General features: G+C 66.8%; 9 protein-coding genes and 5 pseudogenes. 8 read left to right on the top strand and 6 right to left on the bottom strand.

The annotated features are described in order from the left end of the window. Positions 1-116: 116 nt before the first annotated feature. On the bottom strand, positions 117-8,840 hold the full coding sequence (locus ACWBNA_RS38995; RefSeq protein ID WP_482709298.1) for a golvesin C-terminal-like domain-containing protein: 8,724 nt from the start codon (positions 8,838-8,840) through the stop codon (positions 117-119). A gap of 438 nt (positions 8,841-9,278) precedes the next feature. Here ACWBNA_RS38995 and ACWBNA_RS39000 point away from each other — a divergent pair, with 438 nt between their 5' ends. Then, positions 9,279-9,722, top strand: a complete 444-nt coding sequence (locus ACWBNA_RS39000) for an MmpS family transport accessory protein (RefSeq protein WP_482709299.1) — start codon at positions 9,279-9,281, stop codon at positions 9,720-9,722. A 138-nt stretch (positions 9,723-9,860) separates the two neighbouring features. Here the strand turns inward: ACWBNA_RS39000 and ACWBNA_RS39005 are convergent. After that, positions 9,861-10,305 (bottom strand): annotated as a pseudogene (locus ACWBNA_RS39005) (SpoIIE family protein phosphatase); the annotation flags it as partial. Next, on the bottom strand, positions 10,272-10,421 hold the full coding sequence (locus ACWBNA_RS39010) for a hypothetical protein (protein ID WP_482709330.1): 150 nt from the start codon (positions 10,419-10,421) through the stop codon (positions 10,272-10,274). The gene ACWBNA_RS39010 and the pseudogene ACWBNA_RS39005, both read right to left, overlap by 34 nt. 49 nt (positions 10,422-10,470) lie before the next feature. Between ACWBNA_RS39010 and ACWBNA_RS39015 the strand changes: the two genes are divergently transcribed. After that, positions 10,471-10,761 (top strand): hypothetical protein, encoded by a 291-nt coding sequence (locus ACWBNA_RS39015; protein ID WP_482709301.1) that lies wholly within the window; start codon positions 10,471-10,473, stop codon positions 10,759-10,761. A 219-nt stretch (positions 10,762-10,980) separates the two neighbouring features. Here the strand turns inward: ACWBNA_RS39015 and ACWBNA_RS39020 are convergent, their stop codons facing one another. Further along, complete coding sequence (locus tag ACWBNA_RS39020) at positions 10,981-11,679, bottom strand: Clp protease N-terminal domain-containing protein (protein ID WP_482709302.1); 699 nt, start codon at positions 11,677-11,679, stop codon at positions 10,981-10,983. 265 nt (positions 11,680-11,944) lie between these two features. Between ACWBNA_RS39020 and ACWBNA_RS39025 the strand changes: the two are divergent. The 5 genes and pseudogenes from ACWBNA_RS39025 to ACWBNA_RS39045 form a co-directional block, all read left to right on the top strand. After that, positions 11,945-12,334, top strand: a pseudogene (locus tag ACWBNA_RS39025) (helix-turn-helix transcriptional regulator); the annotation flags it as partial. Beyond that, a pseudogene (gene tpg / locus ACWBNA_RS39030) lies at positions 12,322-12,761 on the top strand (telomere-protecting terminal protein Tpg); the annotation flags it as partial. The pseudogenes ACWBNA_RS39025 and tpg, both read left to right, overlap by 13 nt. Before the next feature lie 49 nt (positions 12,762-12,810). Next, positions 12,811-13,068: pseudogene (locus ACWBNA_RS39035) on the top strand (IS5-like element IS4811 family transposase); the annotation flags it as partial. A 205-nt stretch (positions 13,069-13,273) separates the two neighbouring features. Continuing rightward, positions 13,274-14,056 carry a YhjD/YihY/BrkB family envelope integrity protein gene (locus tag ACWBNA_RS39040; protein WP_482709327.1) on the top strand — a complete coding sequence of 261 codons (783 nt, stop codon included), beginning with the start codon at positions 13,274-13,276 and terminating at the stop codon, positions 14,054-14,056. Between the two features lie 684 nt (positions 14,057-14,740). Further along, a complete protein-coding gene (locus ACWBNA_RS39045; protein WP_482709331.1) occupies positions 14,741-14,929 on the top strand; it encodes a hypothetical protein in 189 nt (62 codons plus the stop codon). 129 nt (positions 14,930-15,058) lie between these two features. On the opposite strand, the pseudogene ACWBNA_RS39050 reads toward ACWBNA_RS39045, so the two are convergent. Then, positions 15,059-15,202: pseudogene (locus tag ACWBNA_RS39050) on the bottom strand (DUF4145 domain-containing protein); the annotation flags it as partial. A 546-nt stretch (positions 15,203-15,748) separates the two neighbouring features. Beyond that, entirely contained in the window at positions 15,749-16,024 is a 276-nt protein-coding gene (locus ACWBNA_RS39055; RefSeq protein ID WP_482709303.1) for a hypothetical protein, read from the bottom strand. A gap of 189 nt (positions 16,025-16,213) precedes the next feature. On the opposite strand from ACWBNA_RS39055, the gene ku reads away from it, so the two are divergent. Then, positions 16,214-18,304, top strand: a complete 2,091-nt coding sequence (gene ku, locus ACWBNA_RS39060; RefSeq protein ID WP_482709328.1) for a non-homologous end joining protein Ku — start codon at positions 16,214-16,216, stop codon at positions 18,302-18,304.

Raw genomic sequence — 18,304 nt, forward strand, 5'->3', positions numbered from 1 at the left:
AGTTTTCAGCCTGTGAGTCAGCGGACGAGAGTGTAGCAGAGCATAAAATCATCCGACAGATTTGCCCCCTCGCCGTCGGTACAACTTGACGACGAAAGGGCAAATCCAGGAATAACCTACGGCACTATCGGAATCGGCATCGGGACGGGGCCCACGGGACTGGTCGGAGTGAATGGACTGTTTGACCAGTCATGGAGTTCGACGTTCCTATGCCACCAATCGGCAAAGGAATTCAGCAACCCCAGGGACGATCCGCCGCCGGCCACGGTGGCTGCCGGAACAAGGTCCGGCTTCGGCTGGTACAGCGGACGAGTCTTGACCCACTCCGGACGTTTGCCGCTGATCGGGACCGGCGAGGGCATGGCCGACGGCGAGGGAGTCGCGGTCACACGTGGCGTGGGTACCGGATCATCGTCGTCCTCGCTCACGGTGTAGGTGATGATGCCTCCCGTCGCGGATCTGGCTGTGATCATCTTGTTGGGATTGCTGAGGCTCGGTGTGGGACCGAGTTCGGGAACGATGTCAGCGCCCGCCACAACGATTCGGTTGTCCCCGGAAGCCGCCAGCATCTCCTGAAGCTGCTCGATGTACCTCGCCAGCTGAGCGGGACCTGCTGCCTCAGCCGGGCCGCCGGCCTGCTTCACTTCCCAGACCTCGACCCGGTCCTTGCCCCAGCGGACGATGTCGGCCCAGCCGTACTCGCCGTTCCCCTTGGCCGATCCTCCATCGATCCGCACTTCGTTGTCGAAGTCGTCGCCCGGGTAGTGGGACTTGAGGTAGGTGGTCGCCATCGCGACTGCCGTGTCGTGGTTCCCGCTGAGGTCCTTGTACCACGGCTCTTCGGCTCCGGCTTCTTGGTTCCGGCCGACCGTGGTGGCGTTGCAGCCCTCGACGCCCGCACACAGGGCGTCAACCGACGTGTGACCGTCGAGTTCAATGCCCGATATCGGATTTCCGCCCGTGAAGGCGTAGCGGTTCCCGGTGAAGGGGTCTGCGCCGAGGTTCATGTCGGCGAGGGCGCCGCTGTACATGTCCCGGGTGGTGAACCGGTTGAGCCCCGGGTCGTAGTTCCGGAAGCCCATGTCGTAGGTACCGGACTGGGCGTCCCACCGCTTGGCGTTGAACCGGTAGGGGTTGTAGGCCTCCTTGGTCGGGTCCGTTGTGCTCGGCTTGTCGATGCCGGTGAACTCGGAGGTGTCGTCCTTGCCGTAGGCGGTGTAACCGTACGTCGCCTTGGCGTCGCCGTTGTTGTCCGTGAGGGTCTCGACGTCGGTATGGCCGTTGTAGCCGTAGTAGCCGTCCTCGGTCGTGCCGTCGCTGTTGTACTTGGTCTGCGACAGGCGCTGACCCCACGGGCTGTACTGGTAGGACTTGGTCAGGGTGCCGGCGACCTTCTCGTCCAGGACCTCACTGGAGAGGCCCAGGTACTCGAAGTCCGTCGTCTTGCCGTCCGCCGTTTTGGAGGCGGTGCGGTCGAGCGGGTCGTAGGTGTACGTGGTCGACTTCAGCGCGCCCGTGGAGTCCGCCTGCTGGGACTCGATGACGTGGTCGAAGCCGTCGTACACGCTCCGCGAGATGATCTTTCCGCCGGAGGTGACCGATTCCTGGCGGCCGAACGGGTCGTAGTTGTGGTTCGCCGTCAAACCGCCGACGATGGCGGCGCTCAGCAGGCGGTTGCGGTCGTAGGCGTAGTTGGTTGTGGTGCCGCCCACGGTCTGGCTGATGACGTTGGCGTTGTTGTCGTGGACGTACGTCTCGGTGCCCGCACCGTTGCCCGTCTTCACCGCCTTCGTCAGGCGGCTGGCCGGGTCGTAGGTGTAGTCCGTGGTGGACGACAGGTACGCCGCGTGGTTGTCGGCGTTCATCTTCTGCGCCACGTCCTGCGCCTTGTTCCCGTTGGGATCGTAGGCGTAGGTGTGCGAGGCGACGAGGGTGCCGCCCGCCTTCTTCTCCGTCGTGGACTTGAGGGCCGCGTCCAGGTAGTAGGTGTAGTCGACGGTGTTGCCGTTGGCCTTGGTCTCCTTCAGCTTCTGGCTGCGGTCGGTGTACGTGTACGACGTCACCTTCGGGCTCGCGTCCGTCGCGGACTTGCCGACCGAGACAGTCTTGACCATTTCACGCAGGTCGTAGGTGTACTTGGAGAACTGTTCGGGGTGAGTGATCGTGTCCGGCTGGCCGTTGGCGTCGTAGGTGTACGACGTCGCCTTCTTCTGCTGGCCGAGCAGCGACTCGGTGACCTTCTGGACCTGGTTCAGGCCCGTGTAGGCGACCGTGTAGGCGTCGATCTTCGCGCCGGACGACGTGTCATCAATCTTGGTGAGGTTGGCGTTGGCGTCGTAGGTGTAGGCGAAGGTCTTCTTCTCGTTGTCGACCTCGGTGGTGGTGTCACGCACCAGCTTCACCGCGTCGGCGACGACCGTGCCGGCGCTGTTCTGGAACAGCTGGAGCCTGGCGTCGTTGCCCTGCTTGAAGCTGTACGAGCCGAGCGAGACCCAGGTGCCGGTGCCCGCGTTCTGGTCGAGGGTCTTGTCGGTCGTGGTGTTCTGACCTTGCGCGTCCTTGTGCGTGACGGTGTACTTCGCCGCGGTGGCGGCGCCGGTCACCTTCGGGAACTTCACATACGCGGCGTAGGTGCCGTCCTTGGGAATGTTCAGCGTCCAGGTGAAGGCATCCGTGCCCGTGCCCGCCGCGTGCGTGGCGTGGTTGTAGCCCTGCTGCCCGGTGATGTCTGCCTTGGTCCAGGTGCCGGTGGAGGAGGTGTTCTGGGTGTCGGAGTTGTCGACCAGCACCACCGCGCTACCGACCGGCACACCGTCGTCCGAACGTGACTTGAGTTTGCCGTCCGGGTAGTACGACCACGACATGGTGCGGTTCGAGGAACCGCCCGCCGACGTCAGCGTCCGGGCCGTCTGCTCGCCCAGCTCGGTGTAGTCGTAGGTGGTGGTGATGTCCCACGGATCCGTCGCGGACTTCACCCAGCCGTTGTCGAAGTAGCCGTAGGTGGTGTCGTTGCGGACCGTCTGGCCCTCCGACGGCGGCAGCGAGGTCTTGGAGACCCTGCCCACTGCGTCGTAGAACGTCTGGGTGTAGACGTTCGGGTTGTTGTAGCGGGCGTCGCTCGAGCTCGGGTCGTACGGCTGGTACTGCTTGACCGGCCGGTTCAGCGCGTCGTATTCGGTGCGCCCGGTGAAGTCGTCAGCCGTGGCCGTCGCCGTGCCACGCGGCGTGATCACCTTGGTGGTGTTGCCGACCTGGTCGTACTCGTACTTCGTCGTGTTGTAGGTGATCGGCGCGGTGCCCGAGTGCGGGACCTGCACCTGAGTGGCCTTGCCGCGCTCGTCGTACGTGATGAGCGTGGTGTTGTTCTCGGGATCCGTTGCGGAGACGACCAGGCCGTCCTTGTCGTAGGCCTTCTTCGTCGTCTTGCCGGCCGCGTCCGTGACTGACGTGACCCGGTGGTCCAGGTCGTAGGCCGTCTTGGCGGTGTAGTCGGTGGTGTCCGTCGTCGCGTTCTTCTTGGGGTCGATGACCGTGACGACGTTGCCGACGTTGTCGTACTCGTAGCTGATCTTGTCGCCGATGGCGTTCACCACCGACGTTAGCTGGTAGATCGGGTTGTAGGTGTTCGTCGTGACGTAGTCCGTCGCATCCGACGTCGTCAGCGTGCCCTTGGGCTCCGTCGTCGTCTTGAGGTTGCCGGCCTTGTCGTACGTGTAGGTCGTCACCCGGTCGTCCGACGTGGAGGTGTCCTTGGGCGCCGTGGCCGAGGTGACCTGGTCTGCCGCGTCGTACACCGCCGTTGACACCGCACCGTTCGGCGCCGTTGACTTCGTGACGTTGTCGTTCGCGTCGTACTCCTGCGCCGGGGTCGTGATCAGCACGCCCGCCGCCTGGTCCTTGGGCACGGACTTGACCAGCGGACGCCCGAACGTGTCGTACGTCTGCGTGGTCACCTTCTGATTGGCGTCGGTGACCTGCTTGACCTGGCCGCGCTCGTCGTACACGAACGACGTGGACTTGCTCAGCGCGTCGGTGATCGTGGCCGGATAGCCGGTCGGGCCGAAGCCGCTGTAGTTGGTCGCGTTGGTGTTCGCGTCCGTGGCCTTGGTCAGCTCACCGTAGGCGTCGTAGGTGTACGACGTGGTGTAGTCGCCGGCGACCGTGGTGGTCGCGACGCCCTTGGGGTCGGTGACCGTCTTCAGGTTGCCGAAGCTGTCGTAGCCGAACTGCCAGGCGCGGCCCTCCGGGGAGGTCTTGCGGAACAGGTCGGCCGAGTAGCCGTCCGCGCGCGTCTGGTACTCGTACTTCGACGCGTTCGCCGGCCACTTGGTGGTGTCCGCCACGCAGGTGGTCGTCTGGTCCGGGACTCCGGACTTGTTGTTCTCCGCGTCCCGCTGCCAGAGCGGGTAGCCCGTCTTCTGGTCGTAGCAGAACGCGGTCTTGGCCCCGTTGGTCTCCTCCAGGTACGTGACGTTGTTGTCCGCGTCCCACGACATCTTCGTCGTCTCGGACTTGGCGTTCGTGTTCTGCACCGGGCGGCCGAAGTCGTCCGTGACGTACTGCGTCGCGTGCGTCTCGGGGTCGGTGACCGTGGTGTCGGTGAACTTCGTGTTCGTGGTGTCCGCCGCATACGCGAAACCCGTATCACCGTTCAGACGGTCCGTGATGGTCTTGGTCCACCAGTGGTACTTCGGGTCGTCACCCGTCTGCGGCGCGTAGTACGCCAGCTGTGTGTCGTGGCCGCGTGGGTCCGTGGCCTTGACCAGCTTGACGTTCTTGTTGCCCTGGGTGGCGTCGTAGGTGAACTTGAAGACCTTCGGCTGGCTGGAGCCGTCACCGTCGGTGAACTGACCGAGCAGGCCCTTGTCCGTGTAGAAGAAGGAGACCTTGCGGCCCGAGATGTCGCTGACCGACTTCACGTGGTCGTAGATCTTCGAGTTCGTCAGGTTCGAACCCGTGACCTTGGCGCCCGTGTCGTCGATGTAGTCGTACGACGCGTCGCCCTTCTTGTAGTAGTCGATCGTGAGCGACTTACGGCCCGCCGGGTCGGTGATGTACGTCAGGAACTTGGTCGGCTTGTTGTTGGACCTGCGCTCCTCGTACGTGTACGTCTGCGTGTTGCCGTTCTTGTCGACGATCGACGTCAGGTAGCCGTCGCAGCCGAAGAAGAAGCGCGTGCCGTCCGGGCGCAGGAGTGTCCAGGCGTCCTGGACCGGGTCCTTGTCCGGGGTACAGTCCAGGCCCGGCTTCATGGTGATCTTGTAGTGGATGCCGGCCGGGGCCTTCCAGCTGCCGTCGGCCTGCTTGGTGAAGACGTGCGTGGTGCCGTCGCCGTCGGGCAGGCGGATCTCCGTGGCGTTGGCGTTCGGGTTGGGGTGGAAGTCCAGCGGGGCGCCCAGGCGGATGGGGCCCGCCAGCTGCGCCGACCAGCCCGCGCCCGAGACGGTGTCGCTCGTGTCCAGCGAGTTGTACGAGAATCTCGCGAAGGTCGTCAGACCGCGGCCGGGGTTGCTGAACGCGTTGTACGACCAGACGCTGTTGCCCGAGGCGACGTTGTTCATCACCGTGGAGCCGGCGCCGGTGTTCTTGCCGGTGTACGAGTAGAACTTCTCCAGACCCAGCGCGTTGGAGGTCGGGTCCTCCACCGCCACATTCTGCTTCAGGGACGGGATGCCGCCGGTTCCGGCGGACAGCCAGCTGCCGTCGGAGACCTTCCTGATGTCCCAGCCGAGGACGTAGTCCGTGCGCTTGTTGCCGGAGTCGGAGTTGATCGGCGTCTTGACCTGTGTCTGGATCGTCGCCGACTGGCCCGGTGACAGGGCCGGGATGGCGGTGGAGAGCTGGTTGCCGCCGGTCGTCACGTCCGTGCCGTCGGGGAGCTTCCAGGTGTACGACAGCTGCCGCTCACCGCTCGCCCAGGCCGAGCTCGTGGTGTTGGTGACCGTCATGTCCACCGTGTAGGTGGAGTTGGGGGTCATTCGTGCCGGGGTCTGCGGCGCGTAGTACGTGTCCTCGGTCGTCGAGTCCACGTAGATCACGCGCAGCAGTGGGCCGAGCTGCGGGTCGGGCGCCTCCGACGACAGGAACAGGGTGCGTTCCTGCGGGCCGGTGGTGGTCTCGTCCTTCAGCTTGACCAGGGCGCCCTTGTTGCTGGACGGGGTCCTGGTCCAGCCCTGGGTGAGGCTGGTGGCGTCCCACCAGTGGCGGCCGACCTCCGAGACCGTGCCGACCGTGTCCGAGACGGTGGCGGAGTAGTCGCCGCCCGCCGCCGTCCACGGCGTGGTCGACGTGGCGTTGTTCCAGGTCGCCGTCGTCTCGGCGAAGTCCTTGGTCAGGCCGTGGAGTTCGTAGATCGCGCCGTCGGTGCCGGTGGTGGTCTCCGCGCCCCACATGAAAAGGCGCGACTCCAGAACGGTGGCCGTGGTCGGGATGCTCGAGGTGGTGAACTTCATGGCCGCGCGGGTCTTGCCGTACGTCGAGGAGTTGTTGCCGACGCTCAGCCACTTCTGGCCGACGCCGAAGGAGGCGATGGTGTCCTCGTTGGTGGTCGGCTGCGCGGACGACAGGGTGGTGTCCGTGACGCCTGAGGTGCCCTGGATCAGCCGCATGGTGCGGCCCGCCTTCGGCACGCCGACGATTCGGGTGGGCGAGCCGAGGAGTTGGCCGTCCTTCGTCTTCACCGCGAGCTGGTAGTAGTACGACCGGCCGATCTCCGCCGAGGAGGAGTCCGGGGTCGGCGTCGCGGTGGTGTCCGTGTACGCCGTGACCGCCTTGTCTACCGGGGCGACCAGGGTCGCCGCGGACGGCGTGAACACCTGCTGCGTGGAGCGGTGCAGCTGGTACTCGGCGAGGTCCAGACCGCTGTCACCGGTGGTGTTGGAGTACGCCTTCCACGACAGCTCCGGACCCGTGCCGTGCACCACGGTCGGCGAGTTCAGCGTCGTGCCGACCTTGCCGTAGGTGACCGTCAGACGCGGGATGGTCGCCGTCTCGCCGCCGTAGTCGCCGTCACCGGACTCGTAGCGCGGGCCACCGGTCGGGGCGGTCGAGGTCTCGTCGGTGGCCTTCAGCACGAATCCGTTGTTGGCCGTGCCGTTCAGCCACTGCTGCACGGTGTCGGTGACGGGGAACTTGTGCCACTGGTTGTACTCGCCGGCGTTCTTCACGATCGACGCCGGGTTGGTGAACCGCACCGCGTCCGCGATCACCGCCGTCGAGGTGGAGGCCGGGCCGTCGCCGAGGACGACCTTGCCCGCGGTGCCCTTGGCGAAGTTGATCTGCGAGCCGCCGTTGAGCGCGGACCACACGCCGTTGGTGCCGGTCTGCTGGTTGACGGGGTAGGTGGCGGTGCCGTCCTGGGACGTCACCGTGTACGGGGCGTTGGTGGCCCGGTCGGTCGCGGCCACGTAGTGCGCTTCGACCTTGTAGCTGGCCGCTTCCTTGATGTTCGGCTGCCAGGTGTAGGTGTCCCCGGCGACGGCGTCCTTGTTGGCGCGATAGTCGGCGCCGATGCCGTACTGGGCCAGCGACGACGTGGAAGCCGGCCAGGAGCCGACGGCCGCCGTGGTGCCCGCGTCGCCGTCGTCCACCTGGACGCTGGTGCCGGACAGCTCGCCCACCAGGGAGCTGGTGTTGGACCAGGTCGCCGCCGACTCGGTCCACGCACCGGTGGCCCGGTAGGCGCCGATGGTGACATCGTTGGCATTGGTGGTGTGCGCCTGGTCGAAGTACATCTCCAGGCGCGCGGAGTCGATCGTCGTGCCTGAGGGAATCTCGCTCAGCGGGAACTTGATCAGCGAACGGGCGGTGCCGGTGTCGGTCTTGCCCGCCGCGAGTTTCCAGCTGGTGTTGAAGTTCGTCGACGCCTGGTCGGAGAGGACCATCGTGTCCTGGGAGTCGGACGGGGACGGCGCAATGGTGATCGTCGGGTCGATGACGACCGGGTACTGCCGCTCCTTCGCGGCCAGCCACTTGGTGTCCGGCGTGACGGTGAGCTTCCAGGAGTCGCCGTCCTTGCTGAGCTTCTGGGTGACCTTGGTGCTGTAGGTCTTCCCGAAGACGGACCGGTCGGCCTTCTTCGCGTCCGTCATGTACGGCGCCGGGATCACCAGCTCCGGCGTGTGCGGCAGCTCGCCGTACAGCGCGATCGAGCCGTCCTTACGGGCCTTGGGGACCAGCCCGTCGGTGTCCAGCGTGAAGGTGAACTTCAGCGGGCCGTCGGGCCGTTCGGAGAGGGTGATGTTCTCCTTCACCCGGCCAGGCCCCACGGCGTACTCGAGGTCCGCGCCGCCCACCGCGTCCTTGTACGTGACCGTGGAGCCCTTGGCCTCCGGCTTCAGCGAGCCGCCCGTGCCCTTAAGGCCGAGGGTGACCGAGCGGCCGTCGGGCGCCGCGAAGCGCACCAGACGGTCGGCGTCCCCACCGAACCAGCTGCGCCCGTTGTTGGTGGCGTTGGCGAACTCGAAGCCCTTGGCCGCGCTCTCGCGGACCGTCGTGTCGATCGGCTTCCAGGCGGCTTCCTTGCCCGACCGGTAGGACGTCGGCACTGCCGACAGCTCCGCCTGGACGCGGCCGTCGGACAACTGCCAGAAGCGGGCGTTCGCCGTACGGCGTCCTGTCAGCTCCCTGACCCGCTTCGCCTTCGGGTCGTTCTTGCCCCGAGGTAGCTTTTGCCGGTCGGCAATTCCCAATTCGTCATGCGACGGCGGCTTGTCGTTTCCCTTGCTGTCATCCGCGAACCAGCCCCTGACGGCATCGACAATTCCCTTGTCGTCACCGTCGGAAGCGGACGCGGCATAAGCGGCCTGTGGCAGCGCGGTACTCGTCACCGCGGATACCATCAGGCACGCCACGAGCCTGCCCCATCTGGGTCTCACACCAAACCCTTCCTCGAACATTGCGGTCGAAACGTGCCGCCGAAAACCCGCCCCACCTGCCGGGAAGGGAAATCACACAAGGCGGCGACGGGTTTCTAGCCACACAGGAGATGCAAAGTCAACTGACAGGAAAATTGGGTGACTTAGCTGCCAAACAGGCCCTTATTCGGCGCCTGGATGTCCGTTATCTCCGCTCGCTGGCCATCCCACCGCGGCATCGTGTATAACCGCCGCGTTCCCAGCCGAACAAATGCGAGCCGAGCGCATCTGGGCCCGAGTACGAAAACTTTCAGAGGGGGAGAATCAATGGGCGACATGGGCGACACAAGCCAGGAATCCGCGACATCCCGGGCCACGCGAAACGCCGGGGCAGCCGAGACGCAGCCGGATGCCGAGCCCGAAATGGAAAAGCCCGCGCGGTCTCGTCGCGCCGACCGCGCCGGCCTGATCGCGGGGGTCGCGGTGCTGGCCGCCTGCGCCGGGCTCGTCCTCTACGGGTTCCTCGACAGCGCCCCGAGCGACGGCACGCCGGAACACCGCACCCCGATCGCCTCGGTGAGCTACGAGGTGACCGGCGACGGCACCGCCGACATCAGCTACCAGGCCCGCGACGAGTCCGGAAGGGCCACCGTCGTCAAAGGGGCCGCACTGCCGTGGCGCAAGACCGTGGACGTACCGCTCGGCCAGGACCCGATCGTCAGCATCGTCCTCAGCGAGAAGGGCGGCCAGGTCCGCTGTTCCCTGGCCATCCGCGGACAACACGTCCAAAGCGCCACCGCTACGGGCGTGTTCGGCCGCGCCACCTGTTCCGGGATCCTGCCCCGGCCGGAGGCGACCGAAGGCTGACGATCCGGCCTACCTCTGCGGCCTCTCGGGACGGGCTCTGCGTGCGCCTCGCCGGGCGGGCCAGCGTGCGGATTGCCGGTGCGGGATCAAAGACCCCGGCGGTGAGGATCAGGATCAGCGTGACACCCTGTTGGGCCGAATGTAGCCCTTGTGGCCGTGCTCGCGCATCGCCTGGTCCGCCTGGCCGGCCTGCTCGGCGAGATCGGCACCGGCCCGCCGGGCCCGGCGCAGGGCGCCCACCGCAAGGGTGGCCAGCAGCGCGGCGTCGACATCGTGACCCATGGCATCGGTGACGGAGAGCTGGACCGTGTCCCTGCCGATCGCGTAGTCGAAAGTGTCACGCCCGACGTGGTCGGCCGGCTCCAGCGCCCCAGCCACCGCCAACTGCGCCGCCTCGCACGCCAGCGACGCCGGGAGCAGTCGGTGCTGGATCTCCGCGGCCAGACTCAGCGGCTTGGTCCGGCGTCCCCACTGGTACACGTCGGTGAAGGACCGGTTCGCGATGACGATGTACGCCAGCGCGTGCGCGGTCTCACCGATCTCCCCGCATCACCTCCGCGTCCGGCGCCGCCGGCAGGAACAGTTTGAGGAGGCGGTGGCCAGCACGTCGGGGGCGGCTTTGCGAATGTAGTCCAGGCGCGTGCGGCGCATCAGCCTGTCGAGCTCCTCGGGCAGTGCCGGAGCCTGGGGAAACGTCATGGTCGAAAATTCCTTCGTGGGTCATGGAGGGCGCCGATAGGCTCGACCGGTGATCAATTTGGTGGTGCGTGGAGACAGCGGAAATGCCGTGGCTCGCGCCGAGGCCGGCGTGGAGTGGACCGTTGGCTTCCCGGATCTGGACCCAGCGGAGTTCCCGATGCTCTGGGCCCTGACTCCGTATGGGGACGCGGTCTTCAACCAGCGGCAGCTACCGCTGCTGCTGGCTGAGCTCGACCGGATTCCCGCTGCCTGCGGTGGCGAATGGGTCGGGCAGGCCCGCGAGTTGTGCCAGGTCGTCGAGCGCGGGACGCACCTGTATCTGTGGTTCGTCGGCGACTGACCGCGGCTGTTCCAACGCACGGAGCTGTCTTTCCTGCCCCCCCCAACGGCGGCCGGGGGCGGCGCGCGGACGCGTGTCCTGTCTCGGATAAGTCCGGGCATCATGCCCCGCTGGCCTGCGGTGCCCGGACTTGAGTGAGACGGGATTCGTCGATGTTCTCACTCAAGTCCGGGCAAGGCGCCGTTCTCTCACAGTCCGGGTCGTCGGGCCGCGATGGGCTCAGGCGTCCGCAGTTGTGGCGTCGAGGGTGGCTGGATCGAAGTCGGCCTCGGCCAGGACGTCGGCGGCGACTCCGCGGCCGACCTGGGCGAGTCCGATCAGCAGGTCGTCGCAATCGATGCGGTCGGAGCCGTTCTGCTCGGATCGTGCTTCGGCGATGGCGATGGCTTTGCGGGAGTAGGGCGTCCAGGCGATGCGCTCGGCTGCCTGGGAGGCGCCCATGCTCAGTCGGGTGCCGACGGACTGGTGGACTGTCTCCGGTGAGACACCGCCAGCCTGTAGGAGCCGGGTGGCGCTGTTGTCCTGTGCGGTCAGTCCCCAGAGCAGGTGCTCGGTGCCGATGTAGTTGTTGCGGTGATGGACTGCCGCCTGCTTGACGTGGGTCATCGCCTGGCGGAGGTCGTGGGTCATCGTCTCGGGGCTGTAGCGCTTGTGCGGTGCGTGGAAGCGTTGCTGGACGGCCTGTCGGGTCACGCCCAGGGCGGCGCCGATGTCGGTCCACGAGGAGCCGTGCATCCGGCAGTGCTCGACGTAGCCCTCGACCAGGTCGTCTGCCAGCGCCTGCATCTGGCCTGAGAGTTGGGCGGCGACCGTGAGGAGGGCGAGCCAGTCGGGCTGTTCTTGGCTGCCGGAGCGGTGTGCGGTGTCGCACCTGCGGTCAACTTCCGCGATGAGATCGTCCAGGTCCGGAAGAGTCATTAGGCAAGTACGCCTTGACAGTTTGGAATTGTCAAGGCGTACTTGCCTCTGCTTGCTTGTTCCCGGAGATGACTGAGACGCCAGCTCAGATGCCCGGAGATCTCCGAGACTGCCCGGACAGGACAACGCGGCTGCCACTAGGACGGGACACAGGCAGGACTCCAGCATTGACGCCTACCAGAACGCATTCCGTACGCGGTTCATACGCCAAACGTACGCGTTCCGTACGTTTCGCTGGGTAGGGTGCTTGGTCAGGAGGTGTTCCATGTCCGAGTTGTTCGATGCTGTCGATGCGCTGGTGGCGTCCCGCGCTCCGCTGCCGCCCCCAGTGGAGCGCAAGCGGCTGCGTGCCGCGCACGGCCTGACGATTGAGGAGGTGGCAGGCGCGCTGAAGGTGCGGCGGGCCACGGTGTCCGGCTGGGAGGCCGGTAAGACGGAGCCCCGTCCGCCGGAGCGCGACGCCTACGCCCGGCTGCTGGACCAGCTCGCGGTGCTTTACCCGGCGCCCTCGGCGCCGGAGGAGCCGGACGCCCCGGCGGCGCCGGCCACGTTCACCGCCTCGCCGCCCCCGGCGGAAGCGCAGGCACTGTCCGCCGTGACTGCAACCGATAACCCCCGGAGTCCTGCCCCCGTCGACGCTCCTCGGTCGCCCAGATGCTGCGGATCTCCCAGCGCACCGTCGAGCGGTACGTGAAGGGCCAGATCAAGAGACCACGTCCGGACTTCGCCGCGCGCCTGGAGCGTGAGGTGAAGGCCCGCTGGCAGCCGCAGATCCGGGCGAAGCCCGCGAGAAGGCGGCGACGACCGGCGGCATCGTCATCGACACCCGTGCCCGCCTCGGCTACACCGCGCCGATCGGGTCGACGGACCAGGACCGCATCCGACACCTGACCGTCGCCCTGCCCCCGCAGCACGCCGCCCGCCTCTTCGACGCCCAGGAACAGGGCGCCACCGAGCACCGCCTCCAGGAGCTCGCCGCTGAGGCACTCAAGGAGGTGTACTTCCAGGACGGCGGCCGCCGCGCCGGAAGCCTGGAGGAAGTCCGGTTCACGGACATCGAGCACCTCGAGTTCGACCTGTAGATCCGAACAGCCGCGAGCTCCGCTGCAGACCCCCGTGGTGGCGGGCCCGGCCAAACAGCACCTCAACCTCACGATCAAGACCGTCAGCCGCCCCAAGGACACCACCGGGTTCGTCCTTCCCCGCCGCTGGGTCGTCGAACGCTCGCTGGCCTGGATCATGCACGCCCGACGGTATGCCCGCGACTACGAGCGGCTCGTCCAGCACTCCGAGACCCTGATCACCTGGGCCGCCATCACCCTTATGACCAGGCGTCTGGCCCGCAAAAGTGCCGTCCGCAGCTGGACACGGAAGCCCGCTCCGGCCGCTTGAGCCGCCTCTGCTGGTCAGCATCGGGCCCTGAGGATGCCACCTCAGCACCGGGGCGATCTTCGAGTGACTGACCGTGAAGGCGGACACGCTCACCGCAGGCCTGCGTCGCGCCCTCGCGCGGCAAGGGTTCCGGTCGTGGTAGTCGACAGGGATGTCGATGAAGCCTTCTGGTGCCGCGGACCGTTCATCCTGGTTCGGACGGATGCACTGCGTGATCAGCCGTTCGCCAGTCGGGCGCGGATGGCGGCGGAGCAGCGATCTTGAGCTGTGGTCGCGTGCCCTGGGCTTCGCGGCGCTGGGGCTCCTCACGCTGGTGCCGCTGCTGATCATCGTCTCCTCCGCCGATCCCGAGCACGGGCGGGGATTCGCTCAGTGGCTGGGGGAAGGGCTCGGCGTATCGGCGGCCTCCATGCAGCAGGTCGAGCAGTTGTTCACACGGCCCGAACAGGCCCTGCGGACCACGACCGCGTTCGGTATCGCAGCCCTTGCCGTGTTCGGCCTAACCTTCGGGGCGGCGGTGCAGACCGGCTACGAGAAGGTCTGGGAGCTGCCTCCGGCCCGCTGGTGGGCCAGGTGGCGGCATGTGGTGTGGCTCAGCGTCCTCACCGGATACCTCTTCGTCTCCGCCACCACCACGCTGCGCCGCGAACCCCTGGCAGGCGGGGCCGTGGCCTCGCTGAGCGCCCTCCTGTTCCTCTGGTGGTCCCAGCACCTGCTGCTCGGTGGGCGGATCCGCTGGCGCGCCCTGTTTCCCGGCGCGGTCGCCACCGTAATCGGGCTGCTCGGCCTGAGGGTCTTCTCCAGGCTCGTCTTCTCGCCGCTGATCGCATCCAACACCGTCAGCTACGGCCCCGTTGGAACCGTCCTGGTCATCCAGTCCTGGTTGGTCGGTGTGGGTGTCGTTGTCTTCGGCGGTGCGATGGTCGGCCGACTGCTGTACGAGGAACTTCCACGCATGGCACACGCACTGAAACGGCGAAGGTAAATGATCAAGGGATCAGAAACAGCTTGACCACAGCAGGCGCACGTTCCTTCCGAGCACACGACAGCACCCGTGGCCACGGCGTCCGGGTGATAGGACGCGTGCTGGTTCGGGCACATGAGTGCTGAAGGCCACCCGGGGGCGCCGCCCTGCTGGCGGGCGAGACTTGATCTCCGACACCGTCGCTCATCGTTGCTGAGGGCTGCGAGTGTGCTGCCGACCGTCTGGCGGGTGGCAGGCGTCTTTAAAGCAGGCTATTCCGAGTCAACTCACGTTCTGCTATCGTCTGATTACGCACTGCGGTAAGCGATCCGGGTGCCAGGTGGCCGAGCGTGTGCCACCGACGAGTTGAGGGCTTTTTACTTAGGCACTGCGGTAAGCGATCCGGGTGCCAGGTGGCCGAGCGTGTGCCACCGCCACGTTGCAGCCTGCCCCTGAACTCGCCTCTCGTACACAACGTGTACGACTGCCAGGCTTGTCGAACCCAGAATCATCCCCTTGCGCATCCAGGATGTGATGCAGCGCGTCACCCTGCCCGCACGCGAGAGCTGTTGCATCACCGCAGGCTGCGGCGACAGACCTCGACCTGTGGCTCCTCATGAGGAGCCACTCACCACTCCAATTGGGTGGCCGGTCGAGTCTGTCAGTCGATTACTCACCGGCCCCTTCCCCATGGAAGGAAATCTGGTGATTACTGACACCAAGAAGCTTGCGGCAGTGCTGATCTGCCTGCTCCTGTCCGTCGGCGTCGGCCTCTTGTCCGGCTTCGCACTGAAATTCCTCGGAGCCTCGACGCTGCTCAGCGTCTCCGCCGGAGGCGGTGCCTTCATCGCCATCGCTGCACTCGGCATCGCGATCATCGGACTCTTCTCTTGAGCACTCGGCAACGTGCACGTGGCCGGGCTTGGGCCCATTGACAAGTGACACAGCCGTGTGGGGCCCTCCCGCCAGCCACTGCGACGGCCAGGGATCCTTCGGATCCCGCTCGTTGACCACCATCCGGGCTTCGTGTAGCGCGTCGATGACGTCGGAAGGCAGACCGCGGGACTCCATGTCCTTGATCTTGTCGTAGAGGGTGTGGCCGGAGGCGCCCCTGTCCTTGCAGATTTCCTCGACCACGGCTCGGTAGCCGGCGCCAGCCAGACGCATGGCTCCGGCACTCTCGGTCCGGGCTGCCTCGTCGAACAGGTCGCGGATCTTTTCCGGGACCTCCGGGCCCCACCTCCCGAGGAACGGGTTCGGGCCAGATCACCCGGCGCCGGATCTCAGGCGGCTGGCCGGGCGAGACAGGCACGATCTCTATGCCGCTGCACCCGCTAGCCTTCAGCTTCTCGTTCTGCCTGTTGGCGCTCGCCTGGTCGTACGCGACGGCGCAGGCCTGCGGCATCCCGTCGGCGTCGGTCCAGGTGAGCCCGTAGTTCTGCATGGTGATCGTCATGCGGGAATTCTCGCTGGTGGCACTGACATCGCCGCGAGAACTACTTCCGGCCGGGATCTTCCCCGGTGGCTTGTTTGTGGCGCATGCTGTCCGTCCAGGCGCTTCGCCTTCCCCCAGGTGGATGCCCCTGCTGGGCCCTGCCGTTCCCTGTGAGCGGTAGGGCCCGCCGCTCCTCCCGACCTCCCCGCGGGAGGATCGACGGCTGCCCAATACGCGACTGCCCGCCCCCTGATGCGAAGGGGGCGGGCAGTTCTGGCTCAGCTGGCCTGCTTCTGTTCCCGCAGTTCGTGGACGGTGGCGGTGAGGGTGCCGTCTTGCTGTTCGTAGTGGGAGAGGGCGACGCCGAGGCCGAAGAAGGTGGGCGCCCATTGGCCGACGAAGATTCCCCACCTGTCGGCGCGGGCGACGCCTGCGCCGGGTTCCATGTTGAGGCTGCCGGCCCAGCTGGCGATGGAGAGGCCGATGCTGCCGAGAGCGGCCATGTAGGCGTGTTCGCTGCGGATGCCCATGTCGTGCATCTTCTTGATGATCACGGTGTGCTCCGTTCGTGCGGGGGGTTCCGTGTCCGTGTTCCTCGCACAGCCATCACCTATTCGACGCTTTCGCGTGGATATGTGACGAAAATGGTTGTCGCGTAGCATGATCCTGCTCGGGGCTATCGCGGAGGTCTGCCATGCCCCGAACCATCTGGAGCGGCGCGATCAGCTTCGGTTTTGGTCACCGTGCCGATCCACGTAGCGAGCGCGACCGAGAACCGCAGCATCCAGTTCCACCAGTACCACCTGGAGGACATGGGCCGGGTGCGGGTGCGGAAGGTGTGCGACCTGGAGGACCGGGAGGTCACCCAGTCGGAGATCGGCAAGGGCTACGAGGTGTCGAAGGACAACGTCATCCCGATCTCGGATGCCGAGCTGCGCGACCTGCCGCTGCCGACGGCGAAGGCCATCGAGATCCAGGCGTTCGTGCCGCTCGACGCCATCGACCCGATCCGTATCGGCGAGGGCTACTACCTCGTCCTCGACGGGCAGGTCGCCGCGAAACCGTACAAGCTGCTGCGCCAGGCGCTCGGCCGGTCGTCGAAGGTCGCCATCGCCAAATACGCATGGAGCGGTAGGGAGCGCCTTGGCCTGCTCCGAGTCCGCGAAGACGTCATCGTCCTGCACGCGATGCGCAGGCCTGACGAAGTCCGCGACCCGGCCGCCGTGGACCCGCCGACAGCGCAGGTGTCCGACGAGGAGATCGACGGTGCGCTCGCCCTCATCGACCGCCTTACCCGCGACAACCTCGACGGGCCCGAGTTTCAGGACGCCTACACCGACGCCCTGGCCAAGGTCATCGAAGCCAAGCGGGAAGACCGCGCTCTGCCGGAGATGCCGGAGCCGGCCGAGCAGCCAGGCCAGGTACTCGACCTGATGGCCGCCCTCACCGAGTCCGTCTCCAAGGCCAAGGCCTCCCGCGGCGAGGACGCCGACGTACACGACATGCCGAAGAAGGCCACGTGCCGATCCCGTCCCCGGCGGACGTCCCGGGCCTCGCCCGGTGCCACGGGGAGGCCGAACGGGCCGCCGCGCTCGCCGACCTGTGTCGCTGCCGGAAGCGCCCGGAGCAGACGGCCGTCGACGTTGCCTCCCGCCCGCCAGCACTTCCCTCAAGCGCCGCACTCTCGCCGAAGAACACCACTGGCGCGCGAGCCGGCCGACCGCAGTCCGGGGCTGGAACGTGGCGGTGTTCGGCGCCGGGCACGTCGGGTCGGCGCAGCTGGCGACGGTGTACCGGGCATTGCGCAAGGCGTTCGAGGACGGCAAAGGCGAACCAGGCGCCGCGGATTTCTACTACGGCGAGATGGAGATGCGCCGCCACGACCGCGCTGGCACAACCCGCGCCGAACGCGGACTGCTGCACGGCTACTGGATGCTGTCCGGCTACGGCAGCGCCTCGGCCGACATCGAGACCTGACCAGAGCACCGAGGCCTGCTGCAACCAGCCGTGCACCTTGGCCAGTCTTGTCGGTCATGAGCCCACGTCTGCCCCGGCGCCAGGCTGAACGGCGCGGCCTGCGGCTGTGGCCCGTCGGTATCGTCTTGGTCCTTGCCTTCACCACTGCGGTACTGGTTGGCGCTGCCGTGTTTTACGCCGGATGGGACCTGCTCGGCGCACGAGAGCTGAAACCTGAGCGACGCATCGACTCCAAAACGCTGTTCGACCTGGTGAAACTCGCCTTCGGGGTGGTGGCTGGCGCGGGCGCCCTGGTTGCCCTGGTCGTGGCCTACCGCCGCCAGCGCGTCGACGAGGATGGCGCCCTGCGCGCCGCCACCCGTCTACACACCGAACGCTTCACCACTGCCGTCACCCAGCTCGGTGACGAATCCGCCGCGGTCTGTCTCGGCGGCGTACACGCTTTGGCCGGCCTCGCCGACGATGCCCCCACCCGCGAACTGCGCCAGACAAGCATCGACGTGCTGTGCGCCTATCTCCGCCTGCCCTACACCGCCGAAGCCGACCTCCCAGCGGACGACGCCGGCGCCCGGCACACCTACCTGTCCCTGCGGGAAGTCCGGCACACCATCATCCGGCTCATCCGCGACCACCTCCGCCTGCCCCCGGAGCGTCGCCACTCATGGCAGGGCCACGACTTCGACTTCACCGAAGTACACCTTTGCTGCTGTGGCTGCCGCGGAAGGTGCCGGTGCGGCAGGCGTGAGGCCACGGCCGCGCGGGCCTGCCGCACAATCTCAGCGCCCCAGGCTCGAAAAAAATCCTCCGCGCGGCGGTGCAACGAAATCCGATCCTCATGGACTCCTTCAACCATCTAG

This window comes from Streptomyces sp. Q2 (assembly GCF_056820935.1).